The sequence below is a fragment of the Ensifer sp. 22460 genome (assembly GCF_052044935.1).
Taxonomy (GTDB): domain Bacteria; phylum Pseudomonadota; class Alphaproteobacteria; order Rhizobiales; family Rhizobiaceae; genus Ensifer.
The window spans coordinates 140776-155521 of sequence record NZ_JBQENZ010000011.1 but is presented as its reverse complement, the minus strand read 5'-3'; the positions used below and the strand labels follow the sequence as shown (position 1 = coordinate 155521).

Below are 14746 nucleotides of genomic sequence, written 5' to 3'. Positions count from 1 at the left end.
TTGTCCTGAACGGGAAACGCATATGGGGCGGCCGCGACGGCATGGCGCCTGGAGGAGGACTGTATGCTCAAGAATATCGACCCGGCCCTTAATGCCGACGTGTTGCACGCGTTGAGATCCATGGGGCACGGCGACACGGTCGTCATTTCCGACACCAATTTCCCGTCCGACGCCATTGCCCGCAAGACGACGCTCGGCACGCTGCTGCGCATCGACAATGTCTCGGCGGCGCGTGCGGTCGAAGCGGTGCTTTCCGTGCTGCCCCTCGACACGCCGCTGCAGCCTTCGGCCGGCCGTATGGAGGTGATGGGAGCGCCAGATGAAGTCCTGCCGGTGCAGCAGGAAGTCCAGTCGGCGATCAATCGCGCTGAAGGCAAGTCGGCGCCCATGTACGGCATCGAACGTTTCGCCTTCTACGAGGAAGCCAAGAAGGCCTATTGCGTCATCACCACGGGCGAGACGCGGTTCTATGGCTGCTTTCTCTTCACCAAGGGCGTGATCCCGCCCAAGACCTGACGGACCGCCTGCGCGGTCTCCGCGCGGTGCTAGATGACACATGAAATCGCGAGAGATTGCCTGGGCACACCGTTTTCTGCGGTGCGGTCGCAGGGGGAGGCTTGAATGAAGGTTGGTGTTTCGATCCTTGGTATCTTCGTGGCCGATACGGCCTATCTGGCGCGGCGCATGCCGGTTGTCGGTGAAACGATTACCGGCAGCGGCTTTTCCGTCGGACCAGGCGGCAAGGGTTCGAACCAGGCGGTAGCTGCAGCGCGGGCCGGCAGTCCGGTGTCCTTCATCTCCAAGCTCGGTCGCGACACCTTCGGCGAGATGGCGCTGCGCACCTATGTCGAAGCCGGCGTGACGCCGAAGATCGTGCAGATGGACGATCTGCCGACGGGTGCCGCCTTCATCTACGTCAACGACCAGAACGGCGAGAACGCCATCATCGTGTATCCGGGTGCTGCCGGCTCGATCAGTATCGATGATGTCGAGGCTGCCCGCGAGACGATCGAGGGATCGCGCGTCTTCGTCACTCAGCTGGAGCAACCGGTTGCCGCAGCGCAACGCGCACTCGAGATCGCCCATGCCGCCGGCGTCACCACTGTCTTCAACCCGGCGCCCGCCGAACCTTTCCCGGATGCGATCTACCCGCTCTGCGACTACCTCGTGCCGAACGAGACCGAGGCTGCAGCCATCGTCGGCTTTGCGCTGTCCTCGGGGGATGATGTTCGCCGCGCCGGCGACGCGATCCTGAAGAAGGGCGCCAAGACGGCACTGATCACGCTCGGCGAACGCGGCGTGCTCTACCACAACCACGACCAGTCCGTGCTGGTGCCCGCGATCGCCAGCGGACCGGTGATCGACACGACCGGGGCAGGGGATGCCTTCGTCGGCGGCTTTTCTGCAGCGCTGGCGCGTGGGCTCGCGCCGGTCGAGGCGGTGCGCTTCGGTTGCGCGACCGCCGGCATCGCGGTCACCCGTCGTGGCACGGCGCCGGCCATGCCGACGCTTGCCGAGATCGAGGCGCTGCTGGCGAGAGGGGCGGCCGCATGACGCGCAACGACCCAATCAAGCATTTCTTCATTTGGCCCGCCCTCATCATCGTCCTGCTGATCTCCATCTTCCCGCTGGTCTATTCGCTGACCACCAGTTTCATGAGCATGCGGCTCGTGCCGCCGACGCCATCGCGCTTCGTCGGTTTCGGCAATTACCTGGATCTGCTTCAGAACCCACGCTTCTGGCACGTGGCGGGAACGACGACGCTGATCGCCTTCATCTCCGTCGGGCTGCAATATGTGATCGGCCTTTCGGTGGCGCTGGCGCTGAATTCACGGGTGCCGGGCGAGGGCATCTTTCGCGTGAGCTTCCTGTTGCCGATGCTGGTGGCACCAGTTGCCGTCGCGCTGATCGCCCGCCAGGTGCTCAATCCGACGATGGGGCCGCTCAACGAGGTAATGACCGCGCTCGGCTTTCCCAATCTTCCGTTCCTCACCCAGACGAGCTGGGCGCTCGGATCGATCATCGCCGTCGAGGTGTGGCAATGGACGCCCTTCGTTATCCTCATGCTGCTTGCGGGGTTGCAGACCCTGCCGGATGATGTCTACGAGGCAGCCGCGCTCGAAAACGCCACGCCCTGGCAGCAGTTTCGCGACATCACCTTTCCGATGCTGCTGCCGATCTCGGTCGCCGTCGTCTTCATCCGCCTGATCGAGAGCTACAAGATCATCGACACGGTCTTCGTCATGACCGGCGGCGGGCCGGGGATTTCGACGGAGACGCTGACGCTGTTTGCCTATCAGGAAGGCTTCAAGAAGTTCAACCTCGGCTACACCTCGGCGCTTTCCTTCCTGTTCCTGATCGTCATTACAGTGATCGGCCTCGTCTATCTGGCGGTCCTGAAACCCTATCTGGAGAAGCACAAATGAGCGTGCGCACTCTCAAGGGAAAACGGCGCTGGCTGGCGCTCGGCGGCTGCCTGATCTGGCTCGCCATCACCTTCTTTCCGCTCTACTGGGTGTTGATCACCTCGTTCAAGACGCCGATCGCCGTCGTTGGCGGGCCGACCTATCTGCCGTTCGTCGATTTCGAGCCGAGCTTTACAGCCTGGAGCGAGCTTCTGTCGGGCCAGCGCGGCCAGTTCTTTAGCACCTTCATGGCATCGACGATCATCGGCCTTTCGGCATCGATTGCCGCGACCTTCATCGGCGCCATGGCGGCCTATGCGCTGGTGCGCTTCACCTTCCGCTTCCGGTTGCTCTCGGCGCTGATCTTCGTTGTGATCGCCTTCGGCGGCTTCCTTCTCGGCCGCCATGTGCTGGGCTTCGGTCAGGGCATCTCGCTGATCTATGCCTTTGTCGCGGCACTTGCACTCGCGGTGATCTCGAGCAGATTCCGTCTGCCGGGGCCGGAGCTCGGCAACAATGACATCGTCTTCTGGTTCGTCAGCCAGCGCATGTTCCCGCCGATCGTCGCGGCCTTCGCTCTCTACCTGATGTACACGGAGATGGGCAAACTCGGCTTCAAGCTGGTCGACAGCTATATCGGCCTGACCTTTGCCTATATCGCGTTTTCGCTTCCGATCGTCATCTGGCTGATGCGTGACTTCTTCGAGGCGCTGCCGGTCGAGGTTGAGGAAGCCGCGATGGTCGACAACGTGCCGTCCTGGCGGATCTTCTTCGGCATCGTGCTGCCGATGTCGAAACCGGGGCTGATCGCCACCTTCATGATCACGCTTGCCTTCGTCTGGAACGAGTTTCTGTTTGCGCTGTTCCTGACCAATTCCAAATGGCAGACGCTGCCCATCCTCGTCGCCGGCCAGAACAGCCAGCGCGGCGACGAATGGTGGGCGATTTCCGCTGCCGCTCTCGTTGCCATCATCCCGATGATGGTCATGGCCGGACTTTTGAGCCGGCTCATGCGCTCCGGCCTGCTTCTTGGAGCGATCAAGTAACCAACCCGCTTTGGCATGCATTCATTCACAGGGAGGATAGAATGAGGAAATTGCTACTGGCTTCTGTATCTCTTGCCACACTCGCGATGGGGAGCGCGGGAACGGCGCTTGCCTGCGATCCGGATTACACCGGCGTCGAATTGACGGCGACCACACAGACCGGCCCATACATCGCCTCGGCGCTGCAGCTTGCAGCCAAGGGCTGGGAAGAAAAGACCTGCGGCAAGGTTAAAGTCGTCGAGTTCCCGTGGTCGGAACTCTATCCGAAGATCGTGACCTCGCTGACATCGGGCGAAGACGCCTTCGACGTGATTGCCTTTGCCCCGGCCTGGGCGCCCGACTTTACCGACTTCCTGTCGGAAATGCCGGCCGACATGCGCAAGGGCGCCGACTGGGAGGATATCGCGCCTGTCTATCGTGAACAGCTGATGGTCTGGAACGGCAAGGTCTTGTCGCAGACGATGGACGGCGACGCCCATACATACAGCTACCGCATCGACCTCTTCGAGAACGCCGACAACCAGAAGGCCTTCAAGGCCAAGTACGGTTACGACCTGGCGCCGCCGAAGACCTGGAAGCAGTATCTCGACATCGCCGAATACTTCAACCAGCCGACCAACAACCTCTGGGGCACGGCGGAAGCCTTCCGCCGCGGCGGCCAGCAGTTCTGGTTCCTGTTCAGCCACGTTGCCGGCTATACCAGCCACCCGGACAATCCCGGCGCCATGTTCTTCAATCCGGAGACGATGGACGCCCAGGTCAACAATCCCGGCTGGGTTCGTGGCCTCGAGGAGTACATACGCGCCTCGAAACTCGCGCCGCCGAACGCGCTGAACTTCTCCTTCGGTGAAGTGAACGCCGCCTTCGCCGGCGGGCAAGTGGCGGAATCGATCGGCTGGGGCGATACCGGCGTCATCGGCGCCGACCCGAAGCAGTCTAAGGTCGCCGGCAATGTCGGCTCGGCACCGCTGCCGGGATCGGACGAGATCTGGAACTACAAGACGAAGAAGTGGGACAAGTTCGACCATGTCGTCCAGACCTCCTTCATGGCCTTCGGCGGCTGGCAGGCGGCGGTTCCCGCAACCTCGACCAAGCAGGAGGCGGCCTGGAACTATATCCAGTACCTGACGAGCCCGGCCGTTTCCGGCCAGGCGGCAATCACCGGCGGTACAGGTGTCAATCCCTATCGCATCTCGCACACGACGAACCTCGATCTCTGGTCGAAGATCTTCTCCGAGCGCGAAGCGAAGGAGTATCTCGGCGCGCAGAAGGACGCGGTGACCGCCAAGAACATCGCGCTCGACATGCGCCTGCCCGGCTACTTCTCCTACACCGAGGTGCTGGAGATCGAGCTTTCCAAGGCGCTTGCCGGCGAAGTGACGCCGCAACAGGCGCTCGATAGCGTCGCCGAGCAGTGGAACAAGCTGACCGACGAGTTCGGCCGCGACAAGCAGCTTGCCGCCTATCGCGCCTCGATGGGGCTGCCTCAGGAATAACGAGACTGCGCCCGCCCCGAGACGATCGGGGCGGGCCTCAAGCGCCCGGGCAAGACCGGGTATCGACAGTAGCAAAGGTTTCCGCATGTCACAGGTCCGACTGGAGCAGATCACCAAGTCCTTCGGGAACGTCACCGTCATTCCGCCGCTCGATCTTCAGATTGCGGATCGCGAGTTCGTCGTGCTCGTCGGGCCGTCCGGCTGCGGCAAGACAACGACCCTCAGGATGATCGCCGGTCTTGAAACCGCGACCTCTGGTTCGATCCGGATCGGCGAACGCGACGTCACGGATCTGCGCCCTGGCTTGCGCAATTGCTCCATGGTGTTCCAGAACTACGCGCTCTATCCGCACATGACGGTCGCCGAAAACATCGGCTACGGCATGAAGGTGCGCGGCACGCCGAAGGCGGAGGTCGATAAGGCGGTGACGGATGCCGCCCGCATCCTCAATCTCGGTGCCTATCTTGGCCGCAAGCCGAGCGCGTTATCGGGCGGCCAGCGCCAGCGCGTGGCGATCGGTCGGGCGATCGTGCGCCAGCCCGATGTCTTTCTTTTCGACGAGCCGTTGTCCAACCTCGACGCCAAGCTGCGCATCGAAATGCGCACCGAAATCAAACTGTTGCATCGGCGTCTTCAGACGACCGCCGTCTACGTCACCCACGACCAGGTGGAAGCCATGACCATGGCCGATCGCGTCGTCGTCATGAACCAGGGGCGTATCGAGCAGGCAGCCGACCCGATCACGCTTTACGAGGCGCCCGCCAATCTCTTCGTCGCCGCCTTCATCGGCGCGCCCAGCATGAATTTCATCGAAGGGCGGCTTGAAGGCGGTGATGGCGGTTTGCAGTTCAAGGGTGATGGTGATGTGGCCATCAAGGTTCCGGAGCACCGCGCCGGAAAGCTCGGCGCTTTTGCGGGCAAGGACGTCGTCCTCGGCATCCGCCCGGAACATACGATGGCCGCGGACGCTGGAGCGCCGACCGTGAAGCTGACGGTGCGCGACGTCGAGCCGCTTGGGCCTCACACGCTGGCGCTCGGCAAGGTGGGCCAAGCCGCCTTCACGGCGCAGGTTCACGCTGCGTTACGCATCGGCCCAGATGACCAGATCGAGGTGCCGATCGAGGCGGCGAAGATACACTTCTTTCTGAAGGAAACTGGCAAAGCGATCGGCCGCTGACCGGAAAGGGGGGCCGAAGGCGGTGACGCCCCCGGCCTGCCGTATTACTTCTGCTCGGCGCGCGCGGCGGCGAGGAAGGCGAGTTTCGCCGGCATTTCCAGATGCTTGGAGAGCGCGACGCGCTCAGGCGTGTAGTGATGCTCGACGTCGAGGCAGTTGACCGTGCCGAGCAGTTCGCCGCCGACAACAACCGGGATGTTCGCAACCGAACCGCAGCCGAGCGACCAGATGGTTTCGTGGTCGCCGAAGACCTTGGAGATGTCGACGATGGTGTTGGCGACGAAGGTCTGGTGTGCCTTGTGCACGATGTCGAACCAGCTGTCGTAGCGGATCGGCTTGGTGCCGGAGGTCGGGTATTCCTCAGGGTGCGAGGTATAGGCGCGGCGGGCGACTTCATTGACCATGTCGACCGTCATGATGGTGAAAAGCTTGGCGCCGATCACCTGGCGGCAAAGCGTCTGCAGCGCGGTCCATACCGCATCGGCATCGGTTGTCTTGGCAATCGCCGCGTCGAATTCCGCCAGCGCGGCAGCGATCTGTTCACTGTTCATGCTATGTCCTTGGGGCTACTCGATATTTTAGAGCGGAATGCGGGCGAAGGCCGCCCGCACTTTCAGTTTCCCGCTCTAGTTGGCATGCGCGGCGCTGATCTGCATCAGCTCACGCGAATAGGGATCCTTGAGGTCGCCGCGCTTGAGATCGGAGACATCGGCCACCTCGACGATACGGCCCTGCCGCATGACGGCGAGCCGATCGCAAAGGAACGAGACGACGGCCAGATTGTGGGTGACCATCAGGAAGGTGAGGTTCTGCTCGCGCCTGAGGCGCTTCAGCAGATTGAGAATTTCGGCCTGGACCGAGACGTCGAGCGCCGAGGTCGGCTCGTCGAGCAGCAGCACCTTCGGCTTCAGCATGAGTGCCCGGGCGATCGCCACGCGCTGGCGCTGGCCGCCCGAGAGCTGGTGTGGGAAGCGGAAGCGGAACTTGCGATCGAGCCCGACGGAGGCCATGACTTCCTCGATCCGCGCATTGCGGTCGCCGATGCCATGGATGGTCAAGGCTTCTCCGAGCGTCGCATCGACGGTCTTGCGCGGGTGCAGCGAGCCATAGGGGTCCTGGAATACCATCTGGCACTGGCGCGAAAAGGCGCGGTCGATGCCATGGCCGCGGGGTGAGCCGAGCACGGTGATTTCGCCCGTCCACTCCGGCGCGAGGCCGGCTATCGCCTTCAATACGGTCGATTTGCCCGAGCCGCTTTCGCCGACGAGGGCAAAGCTCTCGCCGTCGGCGATGTCGAGATTGACGTCGTGGGTGATCTGCACGTCGCCATAGGAGATGTCGAGGTTCTTGAGAGAAAGCGCGGTCATGCCTTGGCCCATGCGCTGCGGTCGAGTACCGGCAGCTCGTCCCGTGTTTCGTCGAGGCGCGGAATGGAGGCGATCAGCCCGCGCGTATAGGGATGTTTCGCCTCCATCAGTTCGCCGGCCTTGCACTCCTCGACCACCTCGCCGGTGTTCATCACGAGGATGCGGTCGCAATAGCTGGAGACGAGGTTCAGGTCGTGGCTGATAAAGATCAGCCCCATGCCCTTGCGTTTGACTAGTTCGTCGATGATGTCGAGCACCTGCGCCTGCACGGAAACGTCGAGCGCCGAGGTCGGCTCGTCGGCGATGAGCAGGTCCGGCTCGGGGATCAGCATCATCGCGATCATCACCCGTTGCCCCATGCCGCCCGAGACTTCATGCGGATAGAGCCGGGCGACGCGTTCCGGATCGGCGATGCGCACCGATTCCAGCATCGCGAGCATGCGGTTGTTGACCTCACGGCGCGGCAGCTTCTGGTGCGTCAGCAGTGCTTCGGCAATCTGCTCGCCGATGGTCATGACAGGGTTCAGCGAGAACTTCGGGTCCTGCATCACCATGGAGATGCGGGCGCCGCGAATGGCGCGCATCTGCCGTTCGGACTGTTTCAAGAGGTCGATGCCGTCGAAGACGAGCTTGTCGGCGGTGACGCGACCCGGCGCCCGGATCAGCTGCAGGATCGAGCGGCCGGTCATTGATTTTCCCGAGCCGCTTTCGCCGACGATGCCCAAGCGCTCGCGGCCGAGTGTGAAGGAGATGCCGCGTACCACTTCGAGGTCGCCACGGGGCGTCGGAAACGTGACGCGCAGCTTTTCGATTTCGAGAAGATTGCTCATCAGCGCTGCTCCCCGCTCTTCGGGTCCAGCACGTCGCGCAGACCATCGCCCAGGAAGCAGAAGCCGAGGCTGACGAGAATGATGGCAAAGCCCGGCATGGTTGCGACCCACCACTGGTCGAGAATGAACGAACGGCCACGCGAGATCATAGCGCCCCATTCGGGAAGCGGCGGCTGGGCGCCAAGACCGATGAAGCCGAGGCCGGCGGCCGTCAGGATGATGCCGGCCATGTCGAGCGTGACGCGGACAATCATCGACGAGGTGCAGAGCGGCAGCACGTGGCCGAGATTGACGCGCAGGCTCGAAGCGCCGAGTAGCCGCACCGCCGAAATGAACTCGGAGTTCTTGAAGGTCAGCGTCTCTGCACGGGCGACACGGGCGTAGCCCGGCCAGGAGGTGATGGCGATGGCGATGATCGCATTTTCGATGCCGGGGCCAAGAGCGGCGACGAAGGCCAGTGCCAGGATCAGCTTCGGCAGCGACAGGAAGATGTCGGTGATGCCCATGAGGATGCGATCGACCCAGCCGCCGAAATAGCCGGCGGCAACGCCGATCACTAGGCCGGCGGGGGCTGCGAGCACGGCAACGAGCGTGACGATCGCAAGCGTGATGCGCGCGCCGTAGACGACGCGGGACCAGATGTCGCGGCCGAGTTCGTCGGTTCCCATCCAGTGGGCGCCACTCGGCGGCAGCAGGCGTTCGCCGAGCGACTGGCGCAGCGGATCATGGGTGGCGAGCCAAGGCGCGAACAGAGCCGTCAACACCAGGGCCAGGATGATGATAGCGCCGACGACGGCAAGCGGATTGCGCATCAGCGCGCCGAAGATGCGGTAGAAACGTCCGAGGCGCGCCTGCATCGGCGAGGCAGGGCTGTCGTCGATCAGCCAGTCGCGAAGTGTGGTCATGTCCGACTCCTCTTAGCGTGCACGCGGATCGAGCACGCGATAGAGCACGTCCGAAATCTTGTTGATGCCGATGAAGACCGCGCCGATGACGAGGGTCGAGCCGAGCACCGCCGACATGTCGGCGTTGAGCAGGGCGACGGTCAGGTAGTTGCCGATGCCCGGCCAGGAGAAGATCGTCTCGATCATGACGGAGCCTTCGAGCAGGCCGGCATAGGAAAGACCGATGACGGTGATCAGCGGCACGCGGATCGGTCGGAAGGCGTGGCGCCAGATGACAAGGCGCTCCGGCACGCCCTTGACCCGCGCGGTGGTGACATATTCCTGGCTCAACTGGTCGAGCATGAAGGAGCGGGTCATGCGGGCGATATAGGCGAGCGAAAAGAAGCCGAGGCAGGAGGCCGGAAGGATCAGGTGCCAGACGGCGTTGCGGAAGATCTCCCATTCGCCTGCGATGATGCTGTCGACAAGGATGAGCCCCGTGATCGGCGTCACCATGCCGTCATAGAAGATGTCGACCCGCCCCGGGCCGCCGACCCATTTCAGCCGCGCATAAAAGACGGCAAGGCCGACAAGGCCGAGCCAGAAGGCGGGCACCGAATAGCCGAGCAGGCCGATGACGCGGATGCCCTGATCGAGCCACGAGCCGCGGCGGGCGGCTGCAAAAACGCCGAGTGGGACGCCGATCAGCACGCCGAGGATGATGCCGAGTGTCGCCATCTCGAGCGTCGCCGGGAAGACGCGGGCAAGGTCTTCGATAACCGGCTTGCCGGTGGAAACCGAGGTGCCAAAATTGCCGGTGGCGACATCGCCGACATAGCTGACGAACTGGGTGATCAGCGGCTGGTCGAGCCCCATTTCCTGGCGGACGCGCTCATAGACCGCAACGGGCGCGCGGTCGCCGACGACAGCGAGAACCGGGTCGATCGGCACGATGCGGCCGATGAAGAAGGTGATCGCGAGCAGGCCAAGGAAGGTTATCGCGAGCGTAACCAGGAAGCCCACCAATGAGCTAAGGCGCTGCCGGCTCCGGCTAGGTCTGGAGGGGCGGCGTACCGGCGTTGCTGCTGTGGTGCTGTCATTTGCCACGTGGCGATTCCATCCCTCTTCGCTTGCGGTCTGTCTTGTCGATAGCGCAAAAATTCGCTTGGAGTATATAAATAAGTTTGCTTAAATCAAAAAAATTTTACTGGGGGAGGAGAGCGTGAGCGTTCCGTCGGATGACGAAGCCACGTCCGGGAAAAGCACCGGGGCAGGGCAGCCGAAGGTAGGCGCGCTGGTGCGCGCGCGTCGGCGGCAGATGCATATGACGCTGCAGGCGCTGAGCGATGCGGCGGGCGTTTCCGTCGGTTATCTCAGCCAGATCGAGCGCGATCTCGCCATGCCCTCGCTTGGCACGCTGGCCCAGATTGCCCAGGGGCTCGGCGCCGAGCTCAACCACTTCATCCTCGCCCCGGCGATCGATACCGGCCTCTCGCGCGCCGAGGGGCGCATGGTGTTTTCGGTCGGCGGCTCGCCGGTTTCCTATGAGCGGATCGGCGCCGATTTTGCCGGTAACCAGCTTTCGAGCTTCGTCATCACCATTCCGCCGGGACACCGTTCCGAGGTCTTCAGTCATGAGGGCGAGGAGCTCGTCTACATGCTCGAAGGGGAGATCCTGTTCGGGCTCGACGGCGACGAGACCACGCTGTCCCCCGGCGACGGCCTGCATTTCCGCGGCATCCAGCCCCACTACTGGTGGAACAAGACGGACACGCCCGTGCGGCTGATCTGGACCGGCACGCTGCCGCTCTTCCGGTTGCGCGCATCCCAATCCAACGAGACCGGTACGCCGAAATCGGCGCTGAAGCCGGCGATGACAAAAACCAAGCCTCATCGAAAATAGGAGAATGATGATGAGAATGTTCAAGGCCGCGGTGTTCGCGGCGTCCCTGATGATGAGCGTAGCGCCGGCCGCACTCGCCGAAACGCCGGCGGAAGTGCTGGTCGTGGCGCAGAACATCGACGACATCGTCAGCATCGACCCGGCCGAAGCCTACGAGTTTTCTTCGGGCGAATACGTCACCCAGACCTATGACCGCCTGGTGCAGTACGATGCGCCCGACGTGAAGAAGTTGGCGCCGGGCCTCGCCTCCGAATGGACGGCCGACGATGCCGCCAAGACGATCACCTTCACGCTGCGCGATGGTGTCACCTTCACCTCCGGCAACCCGCTGCGCGGCGAAGACGTCGTCTATTCCTTCAAGCGCGTCGTCGTTCTCAACAAGGCGCCTGCCTTCATCCTGACGCAGCTTGGCTGGACGCCTGAAAACATCGACAAGATGGTGACCGCCGACGGCAACAAGGTCACGATCAAGTATGAAGGCGACTTCTCGTCGGCTTTCGTTCTCAACGTTCTCGCCGCCCGTCCGGCATCGGTCGTCGACGCGGAAACCGTCAAGGCGAATGAAGCCGGTGGCGACTTCGGCAATGCGTGGCTCAAGGCCAATTCGGCCGGCACCGGTCCCTTCGTGCTCAAGGCCTTCCGCGCCGGCGAACTGCTGAACCTCCAGAGCAACCCGAACTATTTCGGCGGCGCTCCTGTGATCAAGGGCGTCATCATCCGTCACGTGGCTGAAGCCGCGACCCAGCAGCTGATGCTGCAGACCGGCGACGTCGACATGGCCAAGAACCTGACGCCGGACCAGGTTTCGGGTCTCGAAGGCAAGGACGGCGTGAAGGTCGAGTCCTACCCGCAGGCCGCCGTGCACTTCCTGTCGTTCAACCAGAAGAACACGGCACTACAGCCGGAAGCCGTCTGGCAAGCCGCCCGCTACCTCGTGGACTACAAGGGCATGACCGACAGCTTCCTGAAGGGTCAGATGGAAGTTCACCAGGCCTTCTGGCCGAAGGGCTTCCCGGGCTCGCTCGATGAAACGCCCTACAGCTACGACGTCGAAAAGGCGAAGAAGATCCTCGCCGACGCCGGTATCAAGACGCCGATCAAGGTAACCCTCGACGTCATCAACTCGACGCCGTTTACCGACATGGCACAGTCGCTGCAGGCATCGTTCGCGGAAGCCGGCATCAACTTCGAGATCATCCCGGGCACCGGCAGCCAGGTGATCACCAAGTACCGTGCGCGCACCCACGAAGCCATGCTGCTCTATTGGGGCCCGGACTTCATGGACCCGCATTCGAACGCCAAGGCCTTCGCCTATAACGAAGACAATGCCGACGACAAGTATCAGTCGACGACCACGTGGCGTAACGGCTGGGCCGTGCCGGCGGAACTCAACGAAGCGACCAAGGCAGCGCTCAAGGAAGCCGATCCGGCCAAGCGCGACGGGCTCTATGTCGACCTGCAGCGCAAGGTGCAGGAAAAGTCGCCGATCGTGATCATGTTCCAGGCAGCGACCCAGGTCGCGATGAAGGACAAGGTCGAGGGCTACGTCAACGGCGCCACCTCGGACTTCGTCTTCTATCGTCTCGTCAAGAAGAACTGATCGAGCATCGCTCTTGCGCCGTTCTTCAAAGGCGCACATATCAACGCCCTGGGCCTTGCGGCCCGGGGCGACGTGTTTCTGCCGACAACGATAGTGTCGGTTCCGAGAATTCTGGGAAGGTTTGCGAGATGGCGGATGTGAAAGTGAGAACGCGTGAAACCGGTGCGACGGCCGTGGTCGGCAGAACCGGCTTTCCGCATGTGACTTCGGTAACCGGCGGCGAACTCGATATCGTTACCGGCCCGTCGCAGGCGGGTTACGGCCCGCTCGATCTGCTTTACGCCTCGCTCGCAAGCTGCCTGGTCTTGAGCGCCCGCATTGCAGCCAGCCGCTACGGCGTGCTCGACCGACTGACGGAGGTAAGTGCCAAGGTGACCGGCGAGAAGGCCCATGACGAACCCTCCCGCGTTGCCAAGTTCAACATCGTCTTCGACATCAAAGGCGATTTCGACGACTCCGTCCGTCATGCGATCGCGGAAGCCGCCGAAAACGAGATCTGCACCGTCAGCAACACCATTCGCGGCAATCCGGAATTCGTGACTGAGTTCAGTCACTGACGGTCCAAGGTCTAAACATCAAGGGCGGGTGCCACCGGCAGCCCGCCCTTTTTGCGCACAACTATGGGGAAGAACTCAGGCCGGCTGCGGCACCAGCGCTTCCGGCTGGCGCCGGCCGATCGTCAGGACTAGCAGGGCGGCGACGATGCAGAGCATTCCGGCGGCGATCAGCGCCGGCGCGTAGGTTTCGAGCGACGTCCGGCTTGCGCCAGCGAGGAAGGTCGCACTGGCGGCGCCGAGCTGATGGCCGGTAAAAACCCAGCCGAAGACGAGACCGGCCCGTTCCGGGCCGAAGCGTTCGGCCGAGAGCTTCACGGTCGGCGGAACCGTCGCGACCCAGTCCAGGCCGTAGAAGATCGCGAAGATCGACAGCGTGTAGATGTTGAAGCCGCTGAACGGCAGGAACATCAGCGAGAGACCACGCAGGCCATAGAACCAGAAGAGCAGCCAGCGGTTGTCGTAGCGATCCGAAAGCCAGCCGGAGCCGACGGTCCCGATGAGATCGAACACGCCGATCAGCGCCAGGAGGCTGGCCGCGGCGACGGCGGCAATACCCACATCACCGCAGATCGAAACCCAATGGGTCTGGATCAGGCCGTTGGTGCTGAAACCGCAGACGAAGAAGGTGGCGAACAACACCCAGAAGGTGTTGGTCTTCGCGGCGTCGGAAAGCGCCCTGATCGGTGCCATCAGCAGAGCCCCGAAGCTCTTTGCCTTCGCCGCCGTCGGCACCATCTGTTTCGAGCCGAAGGGCGCGAGGCCGAGATCACCAGGGCGATCCTGCATCAGCAACAGGACCAGTGTGAGGGCTGCCATGAGGATGACGATGATCAGCGTCAGTGCCGAGCGCCAGCCGATCGTTTCCGTGAGAGACGCGAGCAGCGGCAGGAACACCAGCTGCCCCGTGGCGTTGCTGGCAGTCATCAGTCCCACGACGAGCCCGCGTCGCCTGTCGAACCAGCGTGTCGCGACCGTCGCGCCGAGAACCAGCGCCGTCATGCCGGTGCCGACGCCCAACACCACGCCCCAGATCGCGACCAGGTGCCAGAGCTCCGTCATGTAGAAGGAGGCGGCGATGCCGGCGATGATCAGGACCAGCGCCGCAGAGACGACCTGGCGCACGCCGAAGTGGTTCATGAACGATGCTGCGAACGGTCCGAGCAGACCGAACAGGCAAAGGCGGATCGCCAGCGCCAGCGAGATCTGGGCATTCGACCAGCCGAACTCGGTTTCAAGCGGCTTGATGAGCACGCCGGCCGAGCCCATCGCTCCCGCAGTCGACAGCATGACCAGGAAGGTGACGGCGGCCACAGCCCAGCCGTAATGGATATTGCGTTTGGCTAGATAACGCGCAAGCGCCGGACCGAGCATAGTCGACTTCCTTTCGTCCGTGTTTTCGGGTGTGCGAGAGCGCTGCGCGGGCTTTCGGAGCGCAGGTCGCAGGTTGAATTGTTGTTTGGCAGTTTGCTGACGGTTCCTGG

Annotated in this window: 15 protein-coding genes; 9 read left to right on the top strand and 6 right to left on the bottom strand. The window is 62.9% G+C overall.

Features of this window, described 5'->3' with window-relative positions:
- Nucleotides 1–63: 63 nt before the first annotated feature.
- The 6 genes from ACTJKM_RS16120 to ACTJKM_RS16095 all read left to right on the top strand — a co-directional run bounded on the left by ACTJKM_RS16120 (nt 64) and on the right by ACTJKM_RS16095 (nt 6124).
- A complete protein-coding gene (locus ACTJKM_RS16120) occupies nt 64–516 on the top strand; it encodes an RbsD/FucU family protein (RefSeq protein WP_058325023.1) in 453 nt (150 codons plus the stop codon).
- A gap of 105 nt (nt 517–621) precedes the next feature.
- Nucleotides 622–1554, top strand: a complete 933-nt coding sequence (gene rbsK, locus ACTJKM_RS16115) for a ribokinase (RefSeq protein ID WP_058325022.1) — start codon at nt 622–624, stop codon at nt 1552–1554.
- A complete protein-coding gene (locus tag ACTJKM_RS16110; RefSeq protein ID WP_058325021.1) occupies nt 1551–2426 on the top strand; it encodes a carbohydrate ABC transporter permease in 876 nt (291 codons plus the stop codon). Before rbsK ends, ACTJKM_RS16110 begins: the two co-directional genes overlap by 4 nt.
- Nucleotides 2423–3451, top strand: coding sequence for a carbohydrate ABC transporter permease (locus ACTJKM_RS16105; protein ID WP_058325020.1), 1029 nt, complete (start codon nt 2423–2425; stop codon nt 3449–3451). The genes ACTJKM_RS16110 and ACTJKM_RS16105 overlap by 4 nt, the downstream gene beginning before the upstream one ends.
- Before the next feature lie 41 nt (nt 3452–3492).
- On the top strand, nt 3493–4947 hold the full coding sequence (locus tag ACTJKM_RS16100) for an ABC transporter substrate-binding protein (protein WP_058325019.1): 1455 nt from the start codon (nt 3493–3495) through the stop codon (nt 4945–4947).
- 85 nt (nt 4948–5032) lie between these two features.
- On the top strand, nt 5033–6124 hold the full coding sequence (locus ACTJKM_RS16095; RefSeq protein ID WP_440660610.1) for an ABC transporter ATP-binding protein: 1092 nt from the start codon (nt 5033–5035) through the stop codon (nt 6122–6124).
- A gap of 44 nt (nt 6125–6168) precedes the next feature.
- Here the strand turns inward: ACTJKM_RS16095 and ACTJKM_RS16090 are convergent, their stop codons facing one another.
- The 5 genes from ACTJKM_RS16090 to ACTJKM_RS16070 form a co-directional block, all read right to left on the bottom strand.
- Nucleotides 6169–6675 carry a GAF domain-containing protein gene (locus ACTJKM_RS16090; protein ID WP_058325017.1) on the bottom strand — a complete coding sequence of 169 codons (507 nt, stop codon included), beginning with the start codon at nt 6673–6675 and terminating at the stop codon, nt 6169–6171.
- A gap of 75 nt (nt 6676–6750) precedes the next feature.
- Nucleotides 6751–7491: an ABC transporter ATP-binding protein gene (locus ACTJKM_RS16085; RefSeq protein ID WP_058326410.1), complete on the bottom strand. Its 741-nt coding sequence runs from the start codon at nt 7489–7491 to the stop codon at nt 6751–6753.
- The gene (locus ACTJKM_RS16080) at nt 7488–8321 is read right to left on the bottom strand and encodes an ABC transporter ATP-binding protein (protein ID WP_058325016.1); all 834 of its coding nucleotides are present in this window, start codon (nt 8319–8321) and stop codon (nt 7488–7490) included. Before ACTJKM_RS16080 ends, ACTJKM_RS16085 begins: the two co-directional genes overlap by 4 nt.
- Nucleotides 8321–9226, bottom strand: a complete 906-nt coding sequence (locus ACTJKM_RS16075) for an ABC transporter permease (protein WP_058325015.1) — start codon at nt 9224–9226, stop codon at nt 8321–8323. Before ACTJKM_RS16075 ends, ACTJKM_RS16080 begins: the two co-directional genes overlap by 1 nt.
- A 12-nt stretch (nt 9227–9238) precedes the next feature.
- Nucleotides 9239–10312, bottom strand: coding sequence for an ABC transporter permease (locus ACTJKM_RS16070; RefSeq protein ID WP_440660609.1), 1074 nt, complete (start codon nt 10310–10312; stop codon nt 9239–9241).
- Between the two features lie 115 nt (nt 10313–10427).
- On the opposite strand from ACTJKM_RS16070, the gene ACTJKM_RS16065 reads away from it, so the two are divergent.
- The 3 genes from ACTJKM_RS16065 (at nt 10428) to ACTJKM_RS16055 (ending at nt 13265) form a co-directional block, all read left to right on the top strand.
- Complete coding sequence (locus ACTJKM_RS16065) at nt 10428–11108, top strand: helix-turn-helix domain-containing protein (protein WP_058325013.1); 681 nt, start codon at nt 10428–10430, stop codon at nt 11106–11108.
- Nucleotides 11109–11118: 10 nt separating this feature from the next.
- On the top strand, nt 11119–12708 hold the full coding sequence (locus ACTJKM_RS16060) for an ABC transporter substrate-binding protein (protein ID WP_058326409.1): 1590 nt from the start codon (nt 11119–11121) through the stop codon (nt 12706–12708).
- A 128-nt stretch (nt 12709–12836) separates the two neighbouring features.
- Entirely contained in the window at nt 12837–13265 is a 429-nt protein-coding gene (locus tag ACTJKM_RS16055; protein ID WP_058326365.1) for an OsmC family protein, read from the top strand.
- A 75-nt stretch (nt 13266–13340) separates the two neighbouring features.
- Here ACTJKM_RS16055 and ACTJKM_RS16050 read toward each other — a convergent pair whose 3' ends face one another.
- Nucleotides 13341–14636: an MFS transporter gene (locus ACTJKM_RS16050; protein ID WP_440660606.1), complete on the bottom strand. Its 1296-nt coding sequence runs from the start codon at nt 14634–14636 to the stop codon at nt 13341–13343.
- Between the last annotated feature and the right edge of the window lie 110 nt (nt 14637–14746).